Source organism: Enterobacter sp. 237C8, assembly GCF_034106865.1.
Taxonomy (GTDB): domain Bacteria; phylum Pseudomonadota; class Gammaproteobacteria; order Enterobacterales; family Enterobacteriaceae; genus Enterobacter; species Enterobacter asburiae_B.
Genome location: NZ_JAWNDF010000002.1, coordinates 255,769 through 271,170, shown reverse-complemented (window position 1 = coordinate 271,170; position 15,402 = coordinate 255,769). Strand labels below are relative to the sequence as shown.

Annotated in this window: 18 protein-coding genes; 6 read left to right on the top strand and 12 right to left on the bottom strand. The window is 56.8% G+C overall.

Features of this window, described 5'->3' with window-relative positions:
• Positions 1–2: 2 nt before the first annotated feature.
• A complete protein-coding gene (gene pta / locus USF70_RS11230) occupies positions 3–2,144 on the top strand; it encodes a phosphate acetyltransferase (RefSeq protein ID WP_023312545.1) in 2,142 nt (713 codons plus the stop codon).
• Positions 2,145–2,218: 74 nt separating this feature from the next.
• Here the strand turns inward: pta and USF70_RS11225 are convergent, their stop codons facing one another.
• The 5 genes from USF70_RS11225 to USF70_RS11205 form a co-directional block, all read right to left on the bottom strand.
• Positions 2,219–3,172 (bottom strand): transketolase family protein, encoded by a 954-nt coding sequence (locus USF70_RS11225; protein ID WP_023312546.1) that lies wholly within the window; start codon positions 3,170–3,172, stop codon positions 2,219–2,221.
• Positions 3,165–3,995 carry a transketolase gene (locus tag USF70_RS11220; RefSeq protein ID WP_320735636.1) on the bottom strand — a complete coding sequence of 277 codons (831 nt, stop codon included), beginning with the start codon at positions 3,993–3,995 and terminating at the stop codon, positions 3,165–3,167. The genes USF70_RS11225 and USF70_RS11220 overlap by 8 nt, the downstream gene beginning before the upstream one ends.
• Positions 3,992–5,383, bottom strand: coding sequence for a PTS ascorbate transporter subunit IIC (locus USF70_RS11215; protein ID WP_320735635.1), 1,392 nt, complete (start codon positions 5,381–5,383; stop codon positions 3,992–3,994). Before USF70_RS11215 ends, USF70_RS11220 begins: the two co-directional genes overlap by 4 nt.
• Before the next feature lie 21 nt (positions 5,384–5,404).
• Positions 5,405–5,677, bottom strand: coding sequence for a PTS sugar transporter subunit IIB (locus tag USF70_RS11210; protein WP_003861447.1), 273 nt, complete (start codon positions 5,675–5,677; stop codon positions 5,405–5,407).
• Positions 5,678–5,757: 80 nt separating this feature from the next.
• Positions 5,758–6,201, bottom strand: a complete 444-nt coding sequence (locus USF70_RS11205) for a PTS sugar transporter subunit IIA (RefSeq protein WP_047060619.1) — start codon at positions 6,199–6,201, stop codon at positions 5,758–5,760.
• Between the two features lie 234 nt (positions 6,202–6,435).
• Between USF70_RS11205 and USF70_RS11200 the strand changes: the two genes are divergently transcribed.
• A complete protein-coding gene (locus USF70_RS11200; RefSeq protein WP_033146085.1) occupies positions 6,436–7,455 on the top strand; it encodes a LacI family DNA-binding transcriptional regulator in 1,020 nt (339 codons plus the stop codon).
• Positions 7,456–7,458: 3 nt separating this feature from the next.
• Here the strand turns inward: USF70_RS11200 and yfcD are convergent, their stop codons facing one another.
• From yfcD to yfcF, 3 genes are read right to left on the bottom strand one after another with little or no spacing between them, the layout of a single operon-like run.
• Positions 7,459–8,013 (bottom strand): NUDIX hydrolase YfcD, encoded by a 555-nt coding sequence (yfcD, locus tag USF70_RS11195; RefSeq protein ID WP_023312551.1) that lies wholly within the window; start codon positions 8,011–8,013, stop codon positions 7,459–7,461.
• Between the two features lie 55 nt (positions 8,014–8,068).
• Positions 8,069–8,620, bottom strand: coding sequence for a phosphodiesterase (gene yfcE, locus USF70_RS11190; protein WP_320735634.1), 552 nt, complete (start codon positions 8,618–8,620; stop codon positions 8,069–8,071).
• 56 nt (positions 8,621–8,676) lie between these two features.
• Positions 8,677–9,321 (bottom strand): glutathione transferase, encoded by a 645-nt coding sequence (gene yfcF / locus USF70_RS11185; protein WP_032643441.1) that lies wholly within the window; start codon positions 9,319–9,321, stop codon positions 8,677–8,679.
• A 141-nt stretch (positions 9,322–9,462) separates the two neighbouring features.
• Between yfcF and yfcG the strand changes: the two genes are divergently transcribed.
• From yfcG to USF70_RS11165, 4 genes are all read left to right on the top strand, one after another.
• A complete protein-coding gene (gene yfcG / locus USF70_RS11180; RefSeq protein ID WP_023312554.1) occupies positions 9,463–10,092 on the top strand; it encodes a GSH-dependent disulfide bond oxidoreductase in 630 nt (209 codons plus the stop codon).
• A gap of 75 nt (positions 10,093–10,167) precedes the next feature.
• Positions 10,168–10,536, top strand: a complete 369-nt coding sequence (gene folX, locus USF70_RS11175; RefSeq protein WP_023312555.1) for a dihydroneopterin triphosphate 2'-epimerase — start codon at positions 10,168–10,170, stop codon at positions 10,534–10,536.
• Positions 10,537–10,549: 13 nt separating this feature from the next.
• Positions 10,550–11,443, top strand: coding sequence for a TIGR01777 family oxidoreductase (locus tag USF70_RS11170; protein ID WP_033146089.1), 894 nt, complete (start codon positions 10,550–10,552; stop codon positions 11,441–11,443).
• 44 nt (positions 11,444–11,487) lie between these two features.
• Positions 11,488–11,997, top strand: coding sequence for a GNAT family N-acetyltransferase (locus USF70_RS11165; RefSeq protein WP_320735633.1), 510 nt, complete (start codon positions 11,488–11,490; stop codon positions 11,995–11,997).
• Between the two features lie 150 nt (positions 11,998–12,147).
• Here USF70_RS11165 and hisP read toward each other — a convergent pair whose 3' ends face one another.
• The 4 genes from hisP to hisJ form a co-directional block, all read right to left on the bottom strand.
• On the bottom strand, positions 12,148–12,921 hold the full coding sequence (gene hisP / locus USF70_RS11160; protein WP_023312558.1) for a histidine ABC transporter ATP-binding protein HisP: 774 nt from the start codon (positions 12,919–12,921) through the stop codon (positions 12,148–12,150).
• Positions 12,922–12,929: 8 nt separating this feature from the next.
• Entirely contained in the window at positions 12,930–13,646 is a 717-nt protein-coding gene (locus USF70_RS11155) for an ABC transporter permease (protein WP_008502590.1), read from the bottom strand.
• Positions 13,643–14,329: a histidine ABC transporter permease HisQ gene (locus USF70_RS11150; RefSeq protein ID WP_023336422.1), complete on the bottom strand. Its 687-nt coding sequence runs from the start codon at positions 14,327–14,329 to the stop codon at positions 13,643–13,645. Before USF70_RS11150 ends, USF70_RS11155 begins: the two co-directional genes overlap by 4 nt.
• Before the next feature lie 88 nt (positions 14,330–14,417).
• Positions 14,418–15,200: a histidine ABC transporter substrate-binding protein HisJ gene (gene hisJ, locus USF70_RS11145; protein ID WP_023336423.1), complete on the bottom strand. Its 783-nt coding sequence runs from the start codon at positions 15,198–15,200 to the stop codon at positions 14,418–14,420.
• Positions 15,201–15,402 lie beyond the last annotated feature (202 nt).

The window sequence follows — 15,402 nt, the reverse complement described above, 5'->3', positions numbered from 1 at the left end:
CCGTGTCCCGTACTATTATGCTGATCCCTACCGGAACCAGCGTCGGCCTGACCAGCGTCAGCCTTGGCGTTATCCGTGCTATGGAACGCAAAGGCGTTCGTCTGAGCGTCTTTAAGCCAATCGCCCAGCCACGTGCTGGTGGCGATGCGCCAGACCAGACCACCACTATCGTTCGCAAGAACTCCAATCTGCCAGCGGCTGAACCGCTGAAGATGAGCCACGTTGAGTCTCTGCTGTCCAGCAACCAGAAAGACGTGCTGATGGAAGAGATCATCGCCAACTACCATGCTAACGCGCAAGACGCGGAAGTGGTGCTGGTTGAAGGCCTGGTCCCGACGCGCAAACACCAGTTTGCCCAGTCTCTTAACTTTGAAATCGCGAAAACCCTGAACGCAGAGATCGTTTTCGTGATGTCTCAGGGCACCGACACCCCAGAGCAGCTGAACGAGCGTATCGAACTGACGCGCAGCAGCTTCGGCGGCGCGAAAAATACCAACATCACCGGCGTGATCGTGAACAAGCTGAACGCACCGGTGGATGAGCAGGGACGTACTCGCCCTGACCTGTCCGAGATTTTCGACGACTCTTCCAAAGCGAAAGTCATCAAAGTTGACCCGGCTAAGCTGCAGGAATCTAGCCCTCTGCCAGTACTGGGCGCGGTGCCATGGAGCTTCGATCTGATTGCCACCCGTGCAATCGATATGGCGCGTCACCTGAACGCTACCATCGTTAACGAAGGCGACATCAACACCCGCCGCGTGAAGTCCGTGACCTTCTGTGCGCGCAGCATTCCGCACATGCTGGAACACTTCCGCGCAGGTTCCCTGCTGGTAACCTCCGCAGACCGTCCTGACGTACTGGTTGCCGCCTGCCTGGCCGCGATGAACGGCGTGGAAATCGGTGCGATCCTGCTGACCGGTGCCTACGAGATGGACCCACGCGTCAGCAAGCTGTGCGAACGCGCGTTTGCGACCGGCCTGCCGGTCTTCATGGTGAATACCAACACCTGGCAGACCTCCCTGAGCCTGCAGAGCTTCAACCTGGAAGTGCCGGTTGATGACCACGAGCGTATCGAGAAAGTTCAGGAATACGTTGCGGGCTACATCAACGCAGACTGGATCGAATCCCTGACTGCAACCTCCGAGCGCAGCCGCCGCCTGTCTCCTCCAGCATTCCGTTATCAGCTGACCGAGCTGGCGCGTAAAGCGGGCAAACGCGTTGTTCTGCCAGAAGGCGACGAACCACGTACCGTTAAAGCGGCTGCTATCTGTGCAGAGCGCGGCATCGCGACCTGTGTGCTGCTGGGTAACCCGGATGAGATCACCCGCGTTGCGGCGTCTCAGGGCGTTGAGCTGGGCGCTGGCATCGAAATCGTTGACCCTGAAGTGGTTCGCGAGAGCTACGTTGCTCGTCTGGTTGAGCTGCGTAAGAGCAAGGGCATGACCGAAGCCGTTGCGCGCGAACAGCTGGAAGACAACGTGGTGCTGGGCACGCTGATGCTTGAGCAGGACGAAGTTGACGGTCTGGTTTCCGGTGCGGTTCACACCACGGCGAACACCATCCGTCCACCGCTGCAGCTGATCAAAACCGCGCCAGGCAGCTCTCTGGTTTCTTCCGTGTTCTTCATGCTGCTGCCTGAACAGGTTTACGTTTACGGCGACTGCGCGATCAACCCGGATCCAACCGCAGAACAGCTGGCAGAAATCGCTATCCAGTCCGCGGACTCCGCGATTGCCTTCGGTATCGAACCGCGCGTAGCAATGCTCTCCTACTCCACCGGTACCTCTGGTGCTGGTAGCGACGTAGAGAAAGTACGTGAAGCGACCCGTCTGGCGCAGGAAAAACGTCCTGACCTGATGATCGACGGCCCGCTGCAGTACGACGCCGCCGTGATGGCCGACGTTGCGAAATCCAAAGCGCCGAACTCGCCGGTTGCAGGTCGCGCTACCGTGTTCATCTTCCCGGATCTGAACACCGGTAACACCACCTATAAAGCGGTGCAGCGTTCAGCAGACCTGATCTCCATCGGGCCAATGCTGCAGGGCATGCGCAAACCTGTGAACGACCTGTCTCGTGGCGCGCTGGTTGACGATATCGTCTACACCATCGCGCTGACCGCGATCCAGTCTTCGCAGCAGCAGTAATGTTAAAAAGCCCGGTGGCGCCAGCGCTTACCGGGCAACAAAAAGGCGACCACTTAACGGGTCGCCTTTTTTATTTACAGCAGCTCTCGCGCCGCCGATACAATGTCATGTGCCGTCAGGCCATACTCCTTCTGCAGGAAATCCTGTGTCCCCACCTGGCCGTAACGCTCCTTGACGCCCACCCGCCGCATCGGTACCGGGCAGGTTTCCACCAGCACCTCCGCCACCGCCGATCCCAGGCCGTTGTGAATACTGTGGTTTTCACAGGTGACGATGCGACCGGTTTTCTCGGCGTAGTTTTTCACCAGCATCCGGTCGATGGGCTTCAGGGTAAACATGTCGATGACCGCCGCGCTGACCCCCTCCTGCTCAAGCTGGCGCGCCGCTTCCAGCGCTTCCGCCACCATGATGCCGTTGGCAATCAGGGTAATATCGGTTCCTTCGCGCAGCACGTTGCCTTTACCAATGGTGAAGGTTGAGCCCGGGGCATACACGCTCGGCGCCTGCTTACGGATGGTGCGTACCCAGTAGAAGCCTTCGAGGTCGATAAGCTGGCGCAGCACGTCCTCAAACATCACCGCGTCGGTCACCTCCAGCACCACCGAATGCGCCAGACCGCGTACGATGCCCATATCCTCAAACGACATATGCGTCCCGCCGTTATGGCAGGCCGTCACGCCCGCATCCGAGGCAATTACCTTCACGTTGTTGCGCTGATAGTCCAGGGACATAAACAGCTGGTCGAAGCAGCGACGGCTGGCAAACGCGGTGAAGGTATGAACGAACGGTTTACGCCCGGTAAGCGACAGCCCCGCCGCGGTGCCGATGACGTTGGCCTCCATAATGCCGCAGTTAATCACGTGCTGCGGATAATCGCGCGCCACGCCGTCCATCGCCATCGAGCTCATCAGATCCGCTTCCAGGGCGATAATCTCGCTTCCTGCCTCAATCTGCTTTGCCACGAAGCCCGCGTAGACCTTACGCATCTCAACGGCGTCTTTCTCTCCTGCCGGTGCAACCTTAATCATGTGAAGCCTCCAGTTGGCGAATCGTCTCGTTGAGGGCCGCTTTGCTCTCCGCGGTCAACCGCAGGTGGTGCGAGTTGCTGAGCTGTTCCAGGTACGGCACCCCCTGCCCTTTGATGCTGTCGAGGATGACGACTAACGGACGCGCGTCGGCAGCCGGGATACGCGACGTCACCGCCAGCAGTCCCGGGATGTCGTCGCCCTTCACCGTCGCCACGTCAAAGCCAAAGGCGCGGAATTTCCCCTCCAGGTCGAACGCGCTGATAATTTCGTCCAGCTCGCCGTCGAGCTGCTGTTTGTTCCAGTCCACGAACACCGTCAGGTTGTTAAGGCGATGATGAGCGATAAACTGGAAGGCTTCCCAGCACTGCCCCTCGTTCAGCTCGCCGTCACCGACGATGCAGAAGACGCGGTTCGGTCGCCCCGCCAGCCTGTGCGAGAGCGCCATACCGCCGGCAATTGAGATCCCCTGCCCCAGCGAACCGGTGGTGGCGTCCACGCCGCGCGTTTTCAGACGGTCCGGGTGGCTTGGCAGGCGCGTGCCGTTCTGGTTCAGGGTGCTCAGCTCTTCCACCGGGAAGTAGCCCTTGATCGCCAGCGTGCTGTAGAGCGCCGGGCCCGCATGACCTTTCGACAGGACAAAATAGTCTCGCTCCGGCCAGTCCGGATCCGCCGGGTCGATTTTCATCACCGCGCCGTACAGTACGGACAGGGTTTCAACCACTGACATACTGCCGCCATAGTGTCCAAAGCCCAGCTGCGTCAGGGATTTCAGCGTCTCAAGACGGATCTGACGCGCGAGTTCGGTTATCTCTTTCTCATTCATGATTTGGCTCCGGTGTTTTCCTGCGCGTTACCGCCCGCAGGTTTGTTTTTCGCGAAGACGTTGTACGCCACCAGCAGCGCGAACAACGCCACAACCAGTCCGGTGATGGCAAGCGGCGACAGGAAGCGCGCCAGGTTGCCGAGGACAATTCCGACCGCGCCAAAGTCGGCGTCCGAGAAGGTGGTGTTGGCAAAGCCAATGGCGCCCAGCACCGGCAGCAGCAGGACCGGCAGGAAGGTGATCAGCAGGCCGTTAGCAAAGGCGCCAATCATTGCCCCGCGGCGTCCGCCGGTGGCGTTACCGAACACGCCCGCCGTTGCGCCGGTGAAGAAGTGCGGCACCACGCCCGGGAGGATCAGCACCCAGCTAAACTGACCGCAGATGAACAACCCTACAATCCCGCCGAGGAAGCTGAACAGGAAGCCAATCAGCACCGCGTTTGGCGCATACGGATACACAACCGGGCAGTCCAGCGCAGGACGCGCGTTCGGCACCAGCTTTTCCGAGAAGCCGGTAAAGGCCGGAACGATTTCCGCCAGAATCAGGCGTACGCCCTGCAGGATGATGAACACGCCCGCCGCGAAGGTGATCGCCATGATGATGGCGTAGACCAGGTAGTTCTGACCGCCGCTGAAGTTGGCCTCCACGTACTCACGACCGGCGCTCACCGCCATGATCAGGTAGATAATCATCATGGTCAGGGAGATGGAGATCGAGCTGTCGCGCAGGAAGCTCAGGTTCTTCGGCAGGTTCATCTCTTCGGTTGAGCGGGAGCCTTTGCCCACCTTGCTGCCAATCCAGCCGGACAGCACGTAGCCCAGCGTGCCGAAGTGGCCGAAGGCAATCTCATCGTTGCCGGTAATGCGCTTCATGTAGCGCTGGGCAATCGCCGGGAAGAAGGCCATGATCAGGCCGAGGATCAGCGAGCCGGTAAAGACCAGCCCCACGCCCTCAAAGCCCGCTACCGTCAGGATCACGCCAATCATGCACGCCATATAAAACGTGTGGTGCCCGGTCAGGAAGATGTACTTCAGGCGGGTAAAGCGCGCGACGATAATATTCGCCACCATGCCGAAGGCCATAATCAGCGCGGTCGCTGCACCGTATTTTTCCAGCGCAATTGACACAATCGCTTCATTGTTTGGAATAATGCCCTGAATCGTAAAGGCGTGCTCAAACATACCGCCCAAAGGATTTAATGACCCCACCAGCACCGTGGCACCGCCGCCCAGCACAATAAAGCCAAGAATGGTTTTAATCGTCCCTTTCACCACGTCCGAAAACGCTTTTTTCTGCGCAACCAGACCAATAAGCGCAATTAAGCCGACCAGCACCGAAGGGACTTTTAAAATATCAACAACGAAATTCAGCGTTTCAAGGATAAACATATCCACCTCGCCTTATCAGGGTTATTGTCTTTCGAACCAGGCGCGCAGCTGCGCTTCAAGTTCGTTGATGTCGATGATGTTGTTAATCACCACCAGCTGGCTTTCCGGCACGCTGGCGCTGGCCGCAATGTCTTTTGCCATCACGAACAGATCGGCCGCGCCCGGCGTGGCCGAGGAGAGATCGGAATGTTCAACCTCAGCCTCAATCTCCAGTTTTTTAAGTACCTTTTTAATATTCATTTCGACCATAAAACTGCTGCCCAGGCCGGAGCCGCAAATAGCCATGATTTTCATTGTTGTCCCCTTATTTTGAGTAGAGCACGCCCCATCACGCTGTCGCGTAATGTTGTGAATAATCGGATTAAAGAATTAAATCAGAAGCGGTCAATAATCGTTTTAATTTCCTCCAGGGTATTCGCCTGATGCAGTTTCTCCATATCCTCGTCGCTGGAAAATAATTCTGCGAGTGCGGATATCATTTCGATGTGGCTATGTTTATCCGGTGCCGCGAGCATAATAATCACATCGACAGGGTCAAACTCACCGGCACCAAACGAGACGCCCTGTTTTAGTTTTAATAAAGACAACCCCAGTCCTTTGGCGCCTTCCTCCGGCCGCGCGTGCGGCATCGCCAGCCCTGGTGCCAGCACATAATAGGGTCCTAACGTGTGGTGCTGCTGGATGATGGCCGTGACGTATTCAGGCTCAATCACCTGCAAATCCAGAAGCGGCTTCGCGCACAGCTCAAGCGCCTGCGGCCAGTTTTCCACGCTATCCTGTAGCGTGATGGTTGTATCATATATCCATTTTTTGAGCATTTTTCACTCCCGCTACACGCTAAAGATGAGCAAACTTTATTCAACACATCGCTGAATGACTGCGATCGCGATCACAAAGATAGCGCTACCAACCGTTAACATGCAGAAATGTGATAGCGCTATCAAATTGCGATCACGGCGCTAAATCACAGCAAAAAAAGGGATTTAAGGCGTATACTGCCTGTCACGTGAAGCGAAGGAAATGAAGAACGCGTCTGGTCAGCAGGAAGGTGTATGTCTCTAACCCGAAAACGGCGCAGTACCGGTAAAGTGACACTCGCCGATGTCGCACAGCTTGCCGGTGTGGGCACGATGACCGTGTCCCGTGCACTCCGCACGCCCGAACAGGTTTCCGATAAACTACGTGAAAAAATTGAAGCTGCCGTGCAGGAGCTGGGTTATATGCCTAATCTTGCCGCCAGCGCGCTGGCCTCGGCGTCGTCATGGACGATAGCCATGGTGGTGCCTAACCTCTCCGAAGCCGGATGCTCGGAGATGTTCGCCGGACTACAGCAGGTGCTACAGCCTGCCGGGTATCAGATCATGCTGGCTGAATCCCAGCATCGTCTTGAGCAGGAGGAGAAATTGCTGGAGACGCTGCTGGCATCGAATATTGCCGCCGCTATCCTGCTCAGCGTTGAACATACCGATACCGTTCGCCACTGGCTGAAAAACGCCTCTATTCCGGTGATGGAAATGGGTGCCATGCGCGCCGACCCGATTGATATGAATATCGGGATTGATAACGTAGCGGCCATGTATGAACTTACGGAAATGGTGATTAAGCGCGGCTACCAAAATATTGGCCTGCTTTGCGCCAACCAGGAGCAGTGGATTTTCCAGCAGCATTTGCAGGGCTGGTACAAAGCCATGCTTCGCCACCATATGTCGCCGAACCGGGTCATTAACGCGGCGATGCCGCCGAGCTTCTCGACCGGCGCGGCACAGCTGCCTGAATTCCTGCTGGCGTGGCCGGAACTGGATGCGCTGGTATGCGTCTCTGACGAGCTGGCCTGCGGGGCGCTGTACGAGTGTCAGCGCAGACGAATCAAGGTGCCGGACGATCTGGCGGTGGTCGGCTTTGGCGATAGCGACGTGAGCCGCGTCTGTCAGCCGCCGCTGACGACGATGGCGGTGCCGCATCGTAAGATTGGCGTTGAAGCCGGGAACGCGCTACTGGAGCGTCTGAATGACGGGGACTGGCGCGATCAAAAGCCCATCGCGTCCAGTCTGTGTCTGAGAGAGAGTTGCTGACGCTTACTCAGCTTCTTCCTCTTTCTCTGATTTGGTCGATTCGTTTTTGGCGTTGCGGGTCATCCACAGCGCCAGCGCTTTTAACGAATCCGGCGTAAACTCGTCACAACGCGCTGTGATCTCTTCCGGCGTCATCCAGCTGACTTCACTCACCTCTTCTTCCTGGAGAGCGAACGGGCCGTGGGAGACGCAGCTAAACAGCCCGCCCCAGACGCGGCAGTTTTCGTCTTCGAAATAGAACTGACCGTGCTCGGCAAACGGCACACCGGCGATGCCTAACTCTTCTTCTGCTTCTCGACGTGCGGAATCCAGCAGCACTTCATCTGCCTGGACAACACCGCCAGCGGTGGCATCCAGCATACCCGGGAGAAAATCTTTGGTGTCCGTGCGGCGCTGGACCAGAATTTTGCCCATACCGTCGTGCACAACGATGTATGTTGCGCGGTGACGCAGACGCTCCGCACGCATTTGTTCGCGGCTTGCCTGCGCGATCACTTCATTCTCTTCGCTGACAATGTCAACCCACTCTGTACTTGCCAAATGACTCTGCTCCACCATCGGGAAACCTTCTCTTCTAAGCGCTCTTTCGGCGCGTTTGCAGTTGAGGTGTAACTTACGGATTAATCGCTACCTGCGCAATAACTTGCTGATCATTAAGTGCGATAACGCTCAGGGTATTTCCATCCAGCATGCCATAGCTCGCAGGATAACCGCCTTTCGGTATGCTGACCGAACCCGGATTGAAGTGATAAATCTCACCGCGTTTTTCAGCAACCGGAATATGAGTATGACCGTAAACCAGGACATCGCCAGCCGCGAGCGCCGGGAGATTATCCGGGCTAAAAAGATGCCCGTGCGTCAGGAACAGGCGGCTTTGTTCCAGCAGCACCTGTTGCCATGGCGCGGTAAGGGGAAAATGCAGCAGCATCTGGTCCACCTCGCTGTCGCAGTTGCCGCGAACGGCAATAATGCGCGAGGCAAACGGGTTGAGCTTTTCCGCGACCTGCGCCGGAGCGTAGCCCTCCGGCAGCGCGTTGCGCGGGCCGTGGTTGAGGACATCCCCCAGAATAATCAGCCACTGCGCGCCGCTTTGTGCAAACAGGGAAAGGACACGCTCGGTAGCGGGCAGCGATCCATGGATATCCGACGCAAACATCAGTTTCATCAGTCACTCCTCGGGAAAACAGACTGCCCCCATCATACCTGAAGCGTCAGGGCTTATCAGCCCGCGCGCTTAGCCGAGAGTGCCACATAGCGCTGCACGGAGGCGCGCTGCCACTGAAACGCGGCATAATCCACCAGCAGCTGCGGCACCTCATCGCCGTTGAGGATCAGGCGGTTTAGCATCAACGCCAGATCGGCGTCGGCGATGCACCACTCGCCGAACAGGTTCGGGTTGCCGTGTGCGAGGAGCGAGGTGGCGGTTTCAATCAGTTTTTGCGCGCTTTCACGGCCTTCTGCGCTGAGCGCTGGCTTTTTGACCCCGGCAAACACGACGTCCGTTGAGCGTTCCACGCGAATTGGCACCAGATCGCTTCGCAGCCACGCCTGGATCTGCCGCGCCCGCGCGCGTTTTTGCAGGTCGTGCGGATAGATCCGCTCCCACTCGGGCGGCGCGAACCTATCTTCCAGATATTCATCAATCGCCGACGATTCGCTCAGGGCAAAACCGTCGATCTCCAGCACCGGCACGCGTCGGGTCAGGTCGTAACCCTGCCACTGTGGCTTGAGATGCTCACCGCCGTCGAGATCAACGGTCTTCAGCGTAAAAGTGAGTCCTTTTTCGGCCAGCGCAACGTATACGCTCATAACATAGGGAGAAAAGAAATTCGCATCGGACCACAACGTGATTACGGGCTGGTTCATAACATCCTCATCGGCTGATCGGGTTTTTACTCAACATATAATCTCTTTGCCTCGCTGTCACTTGATGAAAACTCACGATTTACAACAACCACCTATACTCATTTGTCATGGCACCACTATTCGCATGGACAGGAGTTGAGAATGATCGACCTTTATTACGCCCCTACCCCAAACGGCCATAAGATCACCCTCTTTCTTGAAGAAGCCGAGCTGGATTACAGGATCATTCGCGTGGATATCAGCAAAGGCGAACAGTTCAGCCCTCTCTTTCTGGCTATCTCGCCGAATAATAAAATCCCGGCCATTATTGATAACCAGCCGGCGGACGGGGGCAGGCCGCTGAGCCTGTTTGAATCCGGTGAAATTTTGCTCTACCTGGCGGAGAAAACCGGCAAATTGCTGAGCGGCGAACTGCGCGAGCGTCACCATACCCTGCAATGGCTCTTCTGGCAGGCGAGCGGGCTGGGGCCCATGCTGGGGCAAAATCATCATTTTACCGCTTACGCCCCGCAGCCCATTCCTTATGCAATAGAACGCTATCAGGTTGAGACTCAACGGCTCTATGACGTTCTGAACCGTCGGCTGAAGAAAACGCCGTGGCTCGGGGGCGATCATTACAGTATTGCCGACATCGCCTGCTGGCCGTGGGTGAATACGCATGAAAAACACCGAATTGACCTGGCCGCTTACCCGGCGGTGAATAACTGGTTTGAGCGCATTCGGACCCGCCCGGCCACCGAGCGAGCGATGCAAAAAATCCAGCAGATTTAACCCGCTATGAGGCTGGGTGCCTGCGAGCCTCTCATGTATGATGAGCAGGAAATACTGACACGGAGAAGACCTGCAATGTCACAGCCAGACGCTATTATTCGCATAAAAAATTTACGCTTGCGCACCTTCATCGGCATCAAAGAGGAAGAGATCGCCAACCGTCAGGATATTGTCATTAACGTGGTAATTCACTATCCCGCAGACAAAGCGCGGGCCAGCGAAGACATCAACGACGCGCTGAACTACCGCACAATTACCAAAAACATCATTCAGTACGTGGAGAATAACCGCTTCTCTCTGCTGGAAAAATTAACTCAGGATGTGCTCGATATCGCACGCGAACATCACTGGGTCACTTATGCTGAAGTTGAGATCGATAAACTTCACGCCCTGCGCTACGCCGATTCCGTCTCCATGACGCTAAGCTGGCGACGCCAGGCGTAATCCTGGAGGTTGTATGAAGATTTTGCTGACCGGCGGCACGGGCCTTATTGGTCGTCACCTCATTGCGCGTCTGCAGGCCTTGCATCACGACATTACCGTGGTCACGCGCAGCCCGGAGAAAGCGCGCCAGGTGCTCGGGGCGGGTATCGATATCTGGAAAAATCTGGCCGAGCAGCAAAATCTGGACGGCTTCGACGCCGTCATTAACCTCGCGGGTGAACCCATCGCCGATAAGCGCTGGACGGAAGAGCAAAAACAGCTGTTATGCAGCAGCCGGTGGAACATTACTGAAAAGCTGGTCGAGCTGATCCGCAATAGCCACACGCCGCCTTCGGTGCTGATTTCAGGTTCAGCGGTAGGCTATTACGGCGATCTCGGCGAGGTGGTGGTGACCGAGGAAGAGCCGCCGCATAACGAGTTTACCCATAAGCTCTGCGCCCAGTGGGAGCGTATCGCCTGCGCGGCGCAGAGCGATCGTACCCGCGTCTGCCTGCTGCGGACCGGCGTCGTGCTTGCGCCGAAGGGCGGCATTCTGGCGAAGATGCTTCCCCCTTTCCGGCTTGGACTCGGTGGGCCGATCGGTAATGGCCGTCAGTATCTGGCCTGGATCCATATCGACGATATGGTCAACGGTATTCTCTGGCTGCTGGATAACGATCTGCGCGGGCCGTTTAACATGGTTGCGCCGTATCCGGTGCGTAACGAACAGTTCGCCCACGCGCTGGGTCATGCCCTGCACCGCCCGGCGATTTTGCGCGTGCCTGCCACGGTCATTCGCCTGATGATGGGGGAAGCCTCTGTGCTGGTATTAGGCGGACAGCGGGCGCTGCCAAAACGGCTGGAAGCGGCCGGGTTTGCGTTCCGCTGGTATGAATTAGAAGAGGCGCTGGGGGATGTGGTGCGGTGAATATGTTACAGTGACAGGCCATGTTCCGAAGATATGGCGTAACAATGGCAACCATCACCACACCCCGGCTTCACCTCACTCCTTTCGAACCCACTGACTGGGCCTTCTTCCGTTCGCTGCGTGAAGATCGCAGCATCATGCGCTACATGGCCGCCATCGCGCCGGAAAAAGAGACCCGCCGCGTGTTTGCCGCGCGCCTGATGGCGGAGCATGTCTTTGTGATCCGCTCTCTGGAGGACGATACGCCGCTGGGCGATATCGGCCTGCAAATCAGCCCTGAGAATCGTGAAGAGGCCGATATTGGCTATACGGTTGTGCCTGCCGCGCAGGGAAAAGGGATTGCCAGCGAGGCGCTGCGCGCGGTGTGTGATTACGCGTTTAACCAGACCCGCGTGAAAGCGATTAACGCGTACGTGCTGGCAGATAACGGCGGTTCGGTGCGGGTGCTGGAGAAAGCCGGGTTTGTGCGTACGCAGGTGCTGGAAAAGGCGTATGAAATTGACGGCGTGCGCTATGACGACTGGGTGTATCGGTTGGAGTGCGGTGCGGCTTGATGCCCTCACCCCAACCCTCTCCCACAGGGAGAGGGAGAACACCCAGTCCGTAGGCCCGGTAAGCGAAGCGCCACCGGGCGATTGGGCTGCACTGCGGTCTGATGCCCTCACCCCGCCCCTCTCCCACAGGGAGAGGGGGAAAGGCAAAACCTACTTCAACGACCCTTTCAGGAACTGCTGCAGACGCGGGCTTTGCGGGTTCGCCAGCACCTCGTCCGGGTGGCCCTGCTCTTCAATTTTCCCCTGATGCAGGAAGATAACGTGGTTCGAGACGTTACGGGCGAAGCCCATCTCGTGCGTCACCACCACCATCGTTTTGCCCTCTTCGGCCAGCTTCTGCATGATGCGCAGCACTTCGCCAACGAGTTCAGGGTCCAGCGCGGAAGTCGGTTCGTCGAACAGCAGCACTTCGGGCTCCATCGCCAGCGCGCGCGCGATGGAGACGCGCTGCTGCTGACCGCCGGAGAGATGCACCGGGTATTTCATCTGCTGGCGCTCGTCGATACCCACTTTCGCCAGGTATTTCACCGCGCGCTCGCGGGCTTCCTGCTTGCTCAGGCCCAGCACCTGAATCGGTGCTTCCATCACGTTCTCCAGCACAGTCATGTGGCTCCAGAGGTTGAAGTGCTGGAACACCATCGTCAGGCGCGTACGCAGCAGGCGCAGCTGGTGTTTATCCGCGACCTTCAGCTGGCCGTCTTTATCACGGACCAGGTTAATATTCTGCCCGCTCACCACAATCGAGCCTTCGCTCGGTTTTTCGAGGAAGTTAATGCAGCGCAGGAAGGTACTTTTACCCGAGCCGGATGAGCCGATAATACTGATCACGTCGCCCGCATTCGCCTGCAGCGACACCCCTTTCAGCACTTCATGTTCGCCGTAGCGTTTGTGCAAATCAATAACGTTTAATTTGTTCTCAGCCATCATCTTTCTCAGTGCGTCGAAGAAGGTTTTATATGCTGCAACCAGCGTTTTTCAGCCTTACGGAACAGGCTAATCAGAACATAAGAGATAATTAAATAGAGCACCGCCGCAATGCCAAACGCGGTAAACGGCTGATAGGTCGCGGAGTTAATATCGCGCGCGATTTTGAGCAGATCCGGCACCGTCGCGGTAAAGGCGAGCGCGGTGGAGTGCAGCATCAAAATCACTTCGTTACTGTACGCCGGTAACGCGATACGCAGTGCCGACGGCAGAATAATGCAGCGATAAAGCTTCACCGAGGAAAAGCCGTACGCGCGCGCCGCTTCAATCTCACCGTAAGGGACAGAGCGAATTGCCCCGGCGAAAATCTCGGTGGTGTAGGCGCAGGTGTTGAGCGTCAACGCCAGCACCGTACAGTTCAGGCCGCTGCGGAAGAACGCATTCAGCATCTCAGTGCCTTTTACGATCTCAAGCGTATACATTCCCGAATAGAACACCAGCAGCTGCACGTACAGCGGCGTACCGCGAAACACGTAGGTAAACAGCCAGATCGGGAACTGGATAAATTTATTGTTCGACACGCGGCCAATGGCAAGAAACACCGCCAGAATGCCGCCCATCACCACGGAGGAGATCAGCAGCCAGAGCGTAATCGCCACGCCGGTAAAGCGGTAGCCATCCGTCCACAGCAGCGATTTCCAGTATTCCTGAATAATCTCAATCACAGGTCAGCCCTCTTCACACCCACGGAGTAGCGACGCTCGAGCAGAAGCAGCACACCATTGGAGGCGGTCGTAAAGACCAGATAAATCACGCCGCAGACCACCGCAAAGTAGAACGGCTCCCAGGTGCTCTTGCCCGCCAGCTGAGTCGCTTTCACGACGTCTTCCAGACCGAGCAGCGAGACCAGCGCTGTCGCTTTGAGGATAACCTGCCAGTTGTTGCCGATGCCCGGCAGCGCATAGCGCATCATGGCCGGGAACATAATCCGACGAAACGTTTGTGAAGAGGTAAAACCAAATGCGGTTGCCGCCTCAATGTGGCCTTTCGGCACGGCCATGTAAGCGCCGCGGAAGGTTTCAGTGAAGTAGGCACCGTAGATAAAACCGAGGGTAATAATACCGGCCACCATCGGGTCGATATCAATTTGTCCCATGCCCATCGCGTCCGTTACGCTGTTAAGCGCAATCTGCAGACCGTAAAAGATAAGCAGCATCAGCACCAGATCGGGAACGCCGCGAATAAGCGTGGTGTAGCCTTCAAATATGAGCGCCAGCGGTTTGTTAGCCGAAAGCTTCGCCCCTGCGCCCGCCAGACCTATCAGCACCGCCAGCACCACGGAGCTGATAGCCAGCTCAAGGGTGACAAGCGCGCCCTGTAAAATAACGCCAGAAAATCCGTACAGCATACCGCGAGCCCTGTCGTATCGTGAGTGGTGGAACCGTGTCTTTTCCCCTCCCGCATCGGGAGGGGCCGCACGTTATTTGACGGGGCGATTAGCCGCCGTAAACATTAAAATCAAAGTACTTTTTCGCCAGCTTGTCGTAGGTGCCGTCAGCGCGCATTTCAGCAAACGCTTTGTTCAGCGCCTCACGCAGCTCGTTGTCTTCTTTGCGAAGGCCCATGCCGGTGCCCACACCAAACAACTTCACGTCTTTAATGGACGGGCCGCCAAACTTGTAATCTTTACCCACCGGCGTTTTCAGGAAGCCTTCGCTTGCCGCGACTTCATCCTGGAATGCCGCATCAATTCGGCCTGCCGTCAGGTCAGCGTAGATATTTTCCTGGCCCTGATAGGAGACGATTTCAATCCCCTTCGGTGCCCAGTGTTCGTTGCCGTAGGTTTCCTGCGTGGTGCCCTGCAGCACGCCGACGCGTTTGCCTTTCAGGGACTCCAGCGTTGGCTGAATGTCAGAAGCTTTAGCCACCACCAGACGAGAATCGGCCGCGTAGAGTTTGTCGGTGAAGGCAATCTCCTGCTGGCGTTTTTCGGTGATGGAGAGCGAGGACATAATTACGTCGATTTTTTTCGCTTTCAGGGACGGGATCAGCGCATCCAGCGGGTTCTCAACGTAGGTACACTGTGCTTTGATGCGTTTGCACAGCTCATTGGCCAGATCGATGTCAAAACCGACCAGTTCACCCTTTGAATTCTTCGATTCGAACGGCGCATAGGTTGGATCGGTACCAATCCGAATTTTCTGCGGAATGGCTGCGAATGCCGCGGTGGCGCTGGAAAAGGCCAGCACCAGAGATAGTGACAACACGAGTTTTTTCATATTTGTCCTCAACAAACTGTCTTCATACGGGATTTTTACGACGACGGGGTGGTGCTAATGTGCCATTAATCCCCTCTTTCAGGCAAAGACTAATGCCCTTAAGGCGGGAATTTTTGCATTATAAATGCGTAAGTATGCACAAAGCGATCCAATACGGTGCAACAAATGCACCGCATTGGGTCAACCGCTCCCGCAACGCACC

What these genes read in the sequence shown, in the direction of transcription:
- USF70_RS11225 (WP_023312546.1), bottom strand. Translation starts at nt 3,172, where the DNA reads ATGATTAAGGTTGCACCGGCAGGAGAGAAAGACGCCGTTGAGATGCGT.
- USF70_RS11220 (WP_320735636.1), bottom strand. Translation starts at nt 3,995, where the DNA reads ATGAATGAGAAAGAGATAACCGAACTCGCGCGTCAGATCCGTCTTGAG.
- USF70_RS11215 (WP_320735635.1), bottom strand. Translation starts at nt 5,383, where the DNA reads ATGTTTATCCTTGAAACGCTGAATTTCGTTGTTGATATTTTAAAAGTC.
- USF70_RS11210 (WP_003861447.1), bottom strand. Translation starts at nt 5,677, where the DNA reads ATGAAAATCATGGCTATTTGCGGCTCCGGCCTGGGCAGCAGTTTTATG.
- USF70_RS11205 (WP_047060619.1), bottom strand. Translation starts at nt 6,201, where the DNA reads ATGCTCAAAAAATGGATATATGATACAACCATCACGCTACAGGATAGC.
- USF70_RS11200 (WP_033146085.1), top strand. Translation starts at nt 6,436, where the DNA reads ATGTCTCTAACCCGAAAACGGCGCAGTACCGGTAAAGTGACACTCGCC.
- yfcD (WP_023312551.1), bottom strand. Translation starts at nt 8,013, where the DNA reads ATGGTGGAGCAGAGTCATTTGGCAAGTACAGAGTGGGTTGACATTGTC.
- yfcE (WP_320735634.1), bottom strand. Translation starts at nt 8,620, where the DNA reads ATGAAACTGATGTTTGCGTCGGATATCCATGGATCGCTGCCCGCTACC.
- yfcF (WP_032643441.1), bottom strand. Translation starts at nt 9,321, where the DNA reads ATGAACCAGCCCGTAATCACGTTGTGGTCCGATGCGAATTTCTTTTCT.
- yfcG (WP_023312554.1), top strand. Translation starts at nt 9,463, where the DNA reads ATGATCGACCTTTATTACGCCCCTACCCCAAACGGCCATAAGATCACC.
- folX (WP_023312555.1), top strand. Translation starts at nt 10,168, where the DNA reads ATGTCACAGCCAGACGCTATTATTCGCATAAAAAATTTACGCTTGCGC.
- USF70_RS11170 (WP_033146089.1), top strand. Translation starts at nt 10,550, where the DNA reads ATGAAGATTTTGCTGACCGGCGGCACGGGCCTTATTGGTCGTCACCTC.
- USF70_RS11165 (WP_320735633.1), top strand. Translation starts at nt 11,488, where the DNA reads ATGGCAACCATCACCACACCCCGGCTTCACCTCACTCCTTTCGAACCC.
- hisP (WP_023312558.1), bottom strand. Translation starts at nt 12,921, where the DNA reads ATGGCTGAGAACAAATTAAACGTTATTGATTTGCACAAACGCTACGGC.
- USF70_RS11150 (WP_023336422.1), bottom strand. Translation starts at nt 14,329, where the DNA reads ATGCTGTACGGATTTTCTGGCGTTATTTTACAGGGCGCGCTTGTCACC.
- hisJ (WP_023336423.1), bottom strand. Translation starts at nt 15,200, where the DNA reads ATGAAAAAACTCGTGTTGTCACTATCTCTGGTGCTGGCCTTTTCCAGC.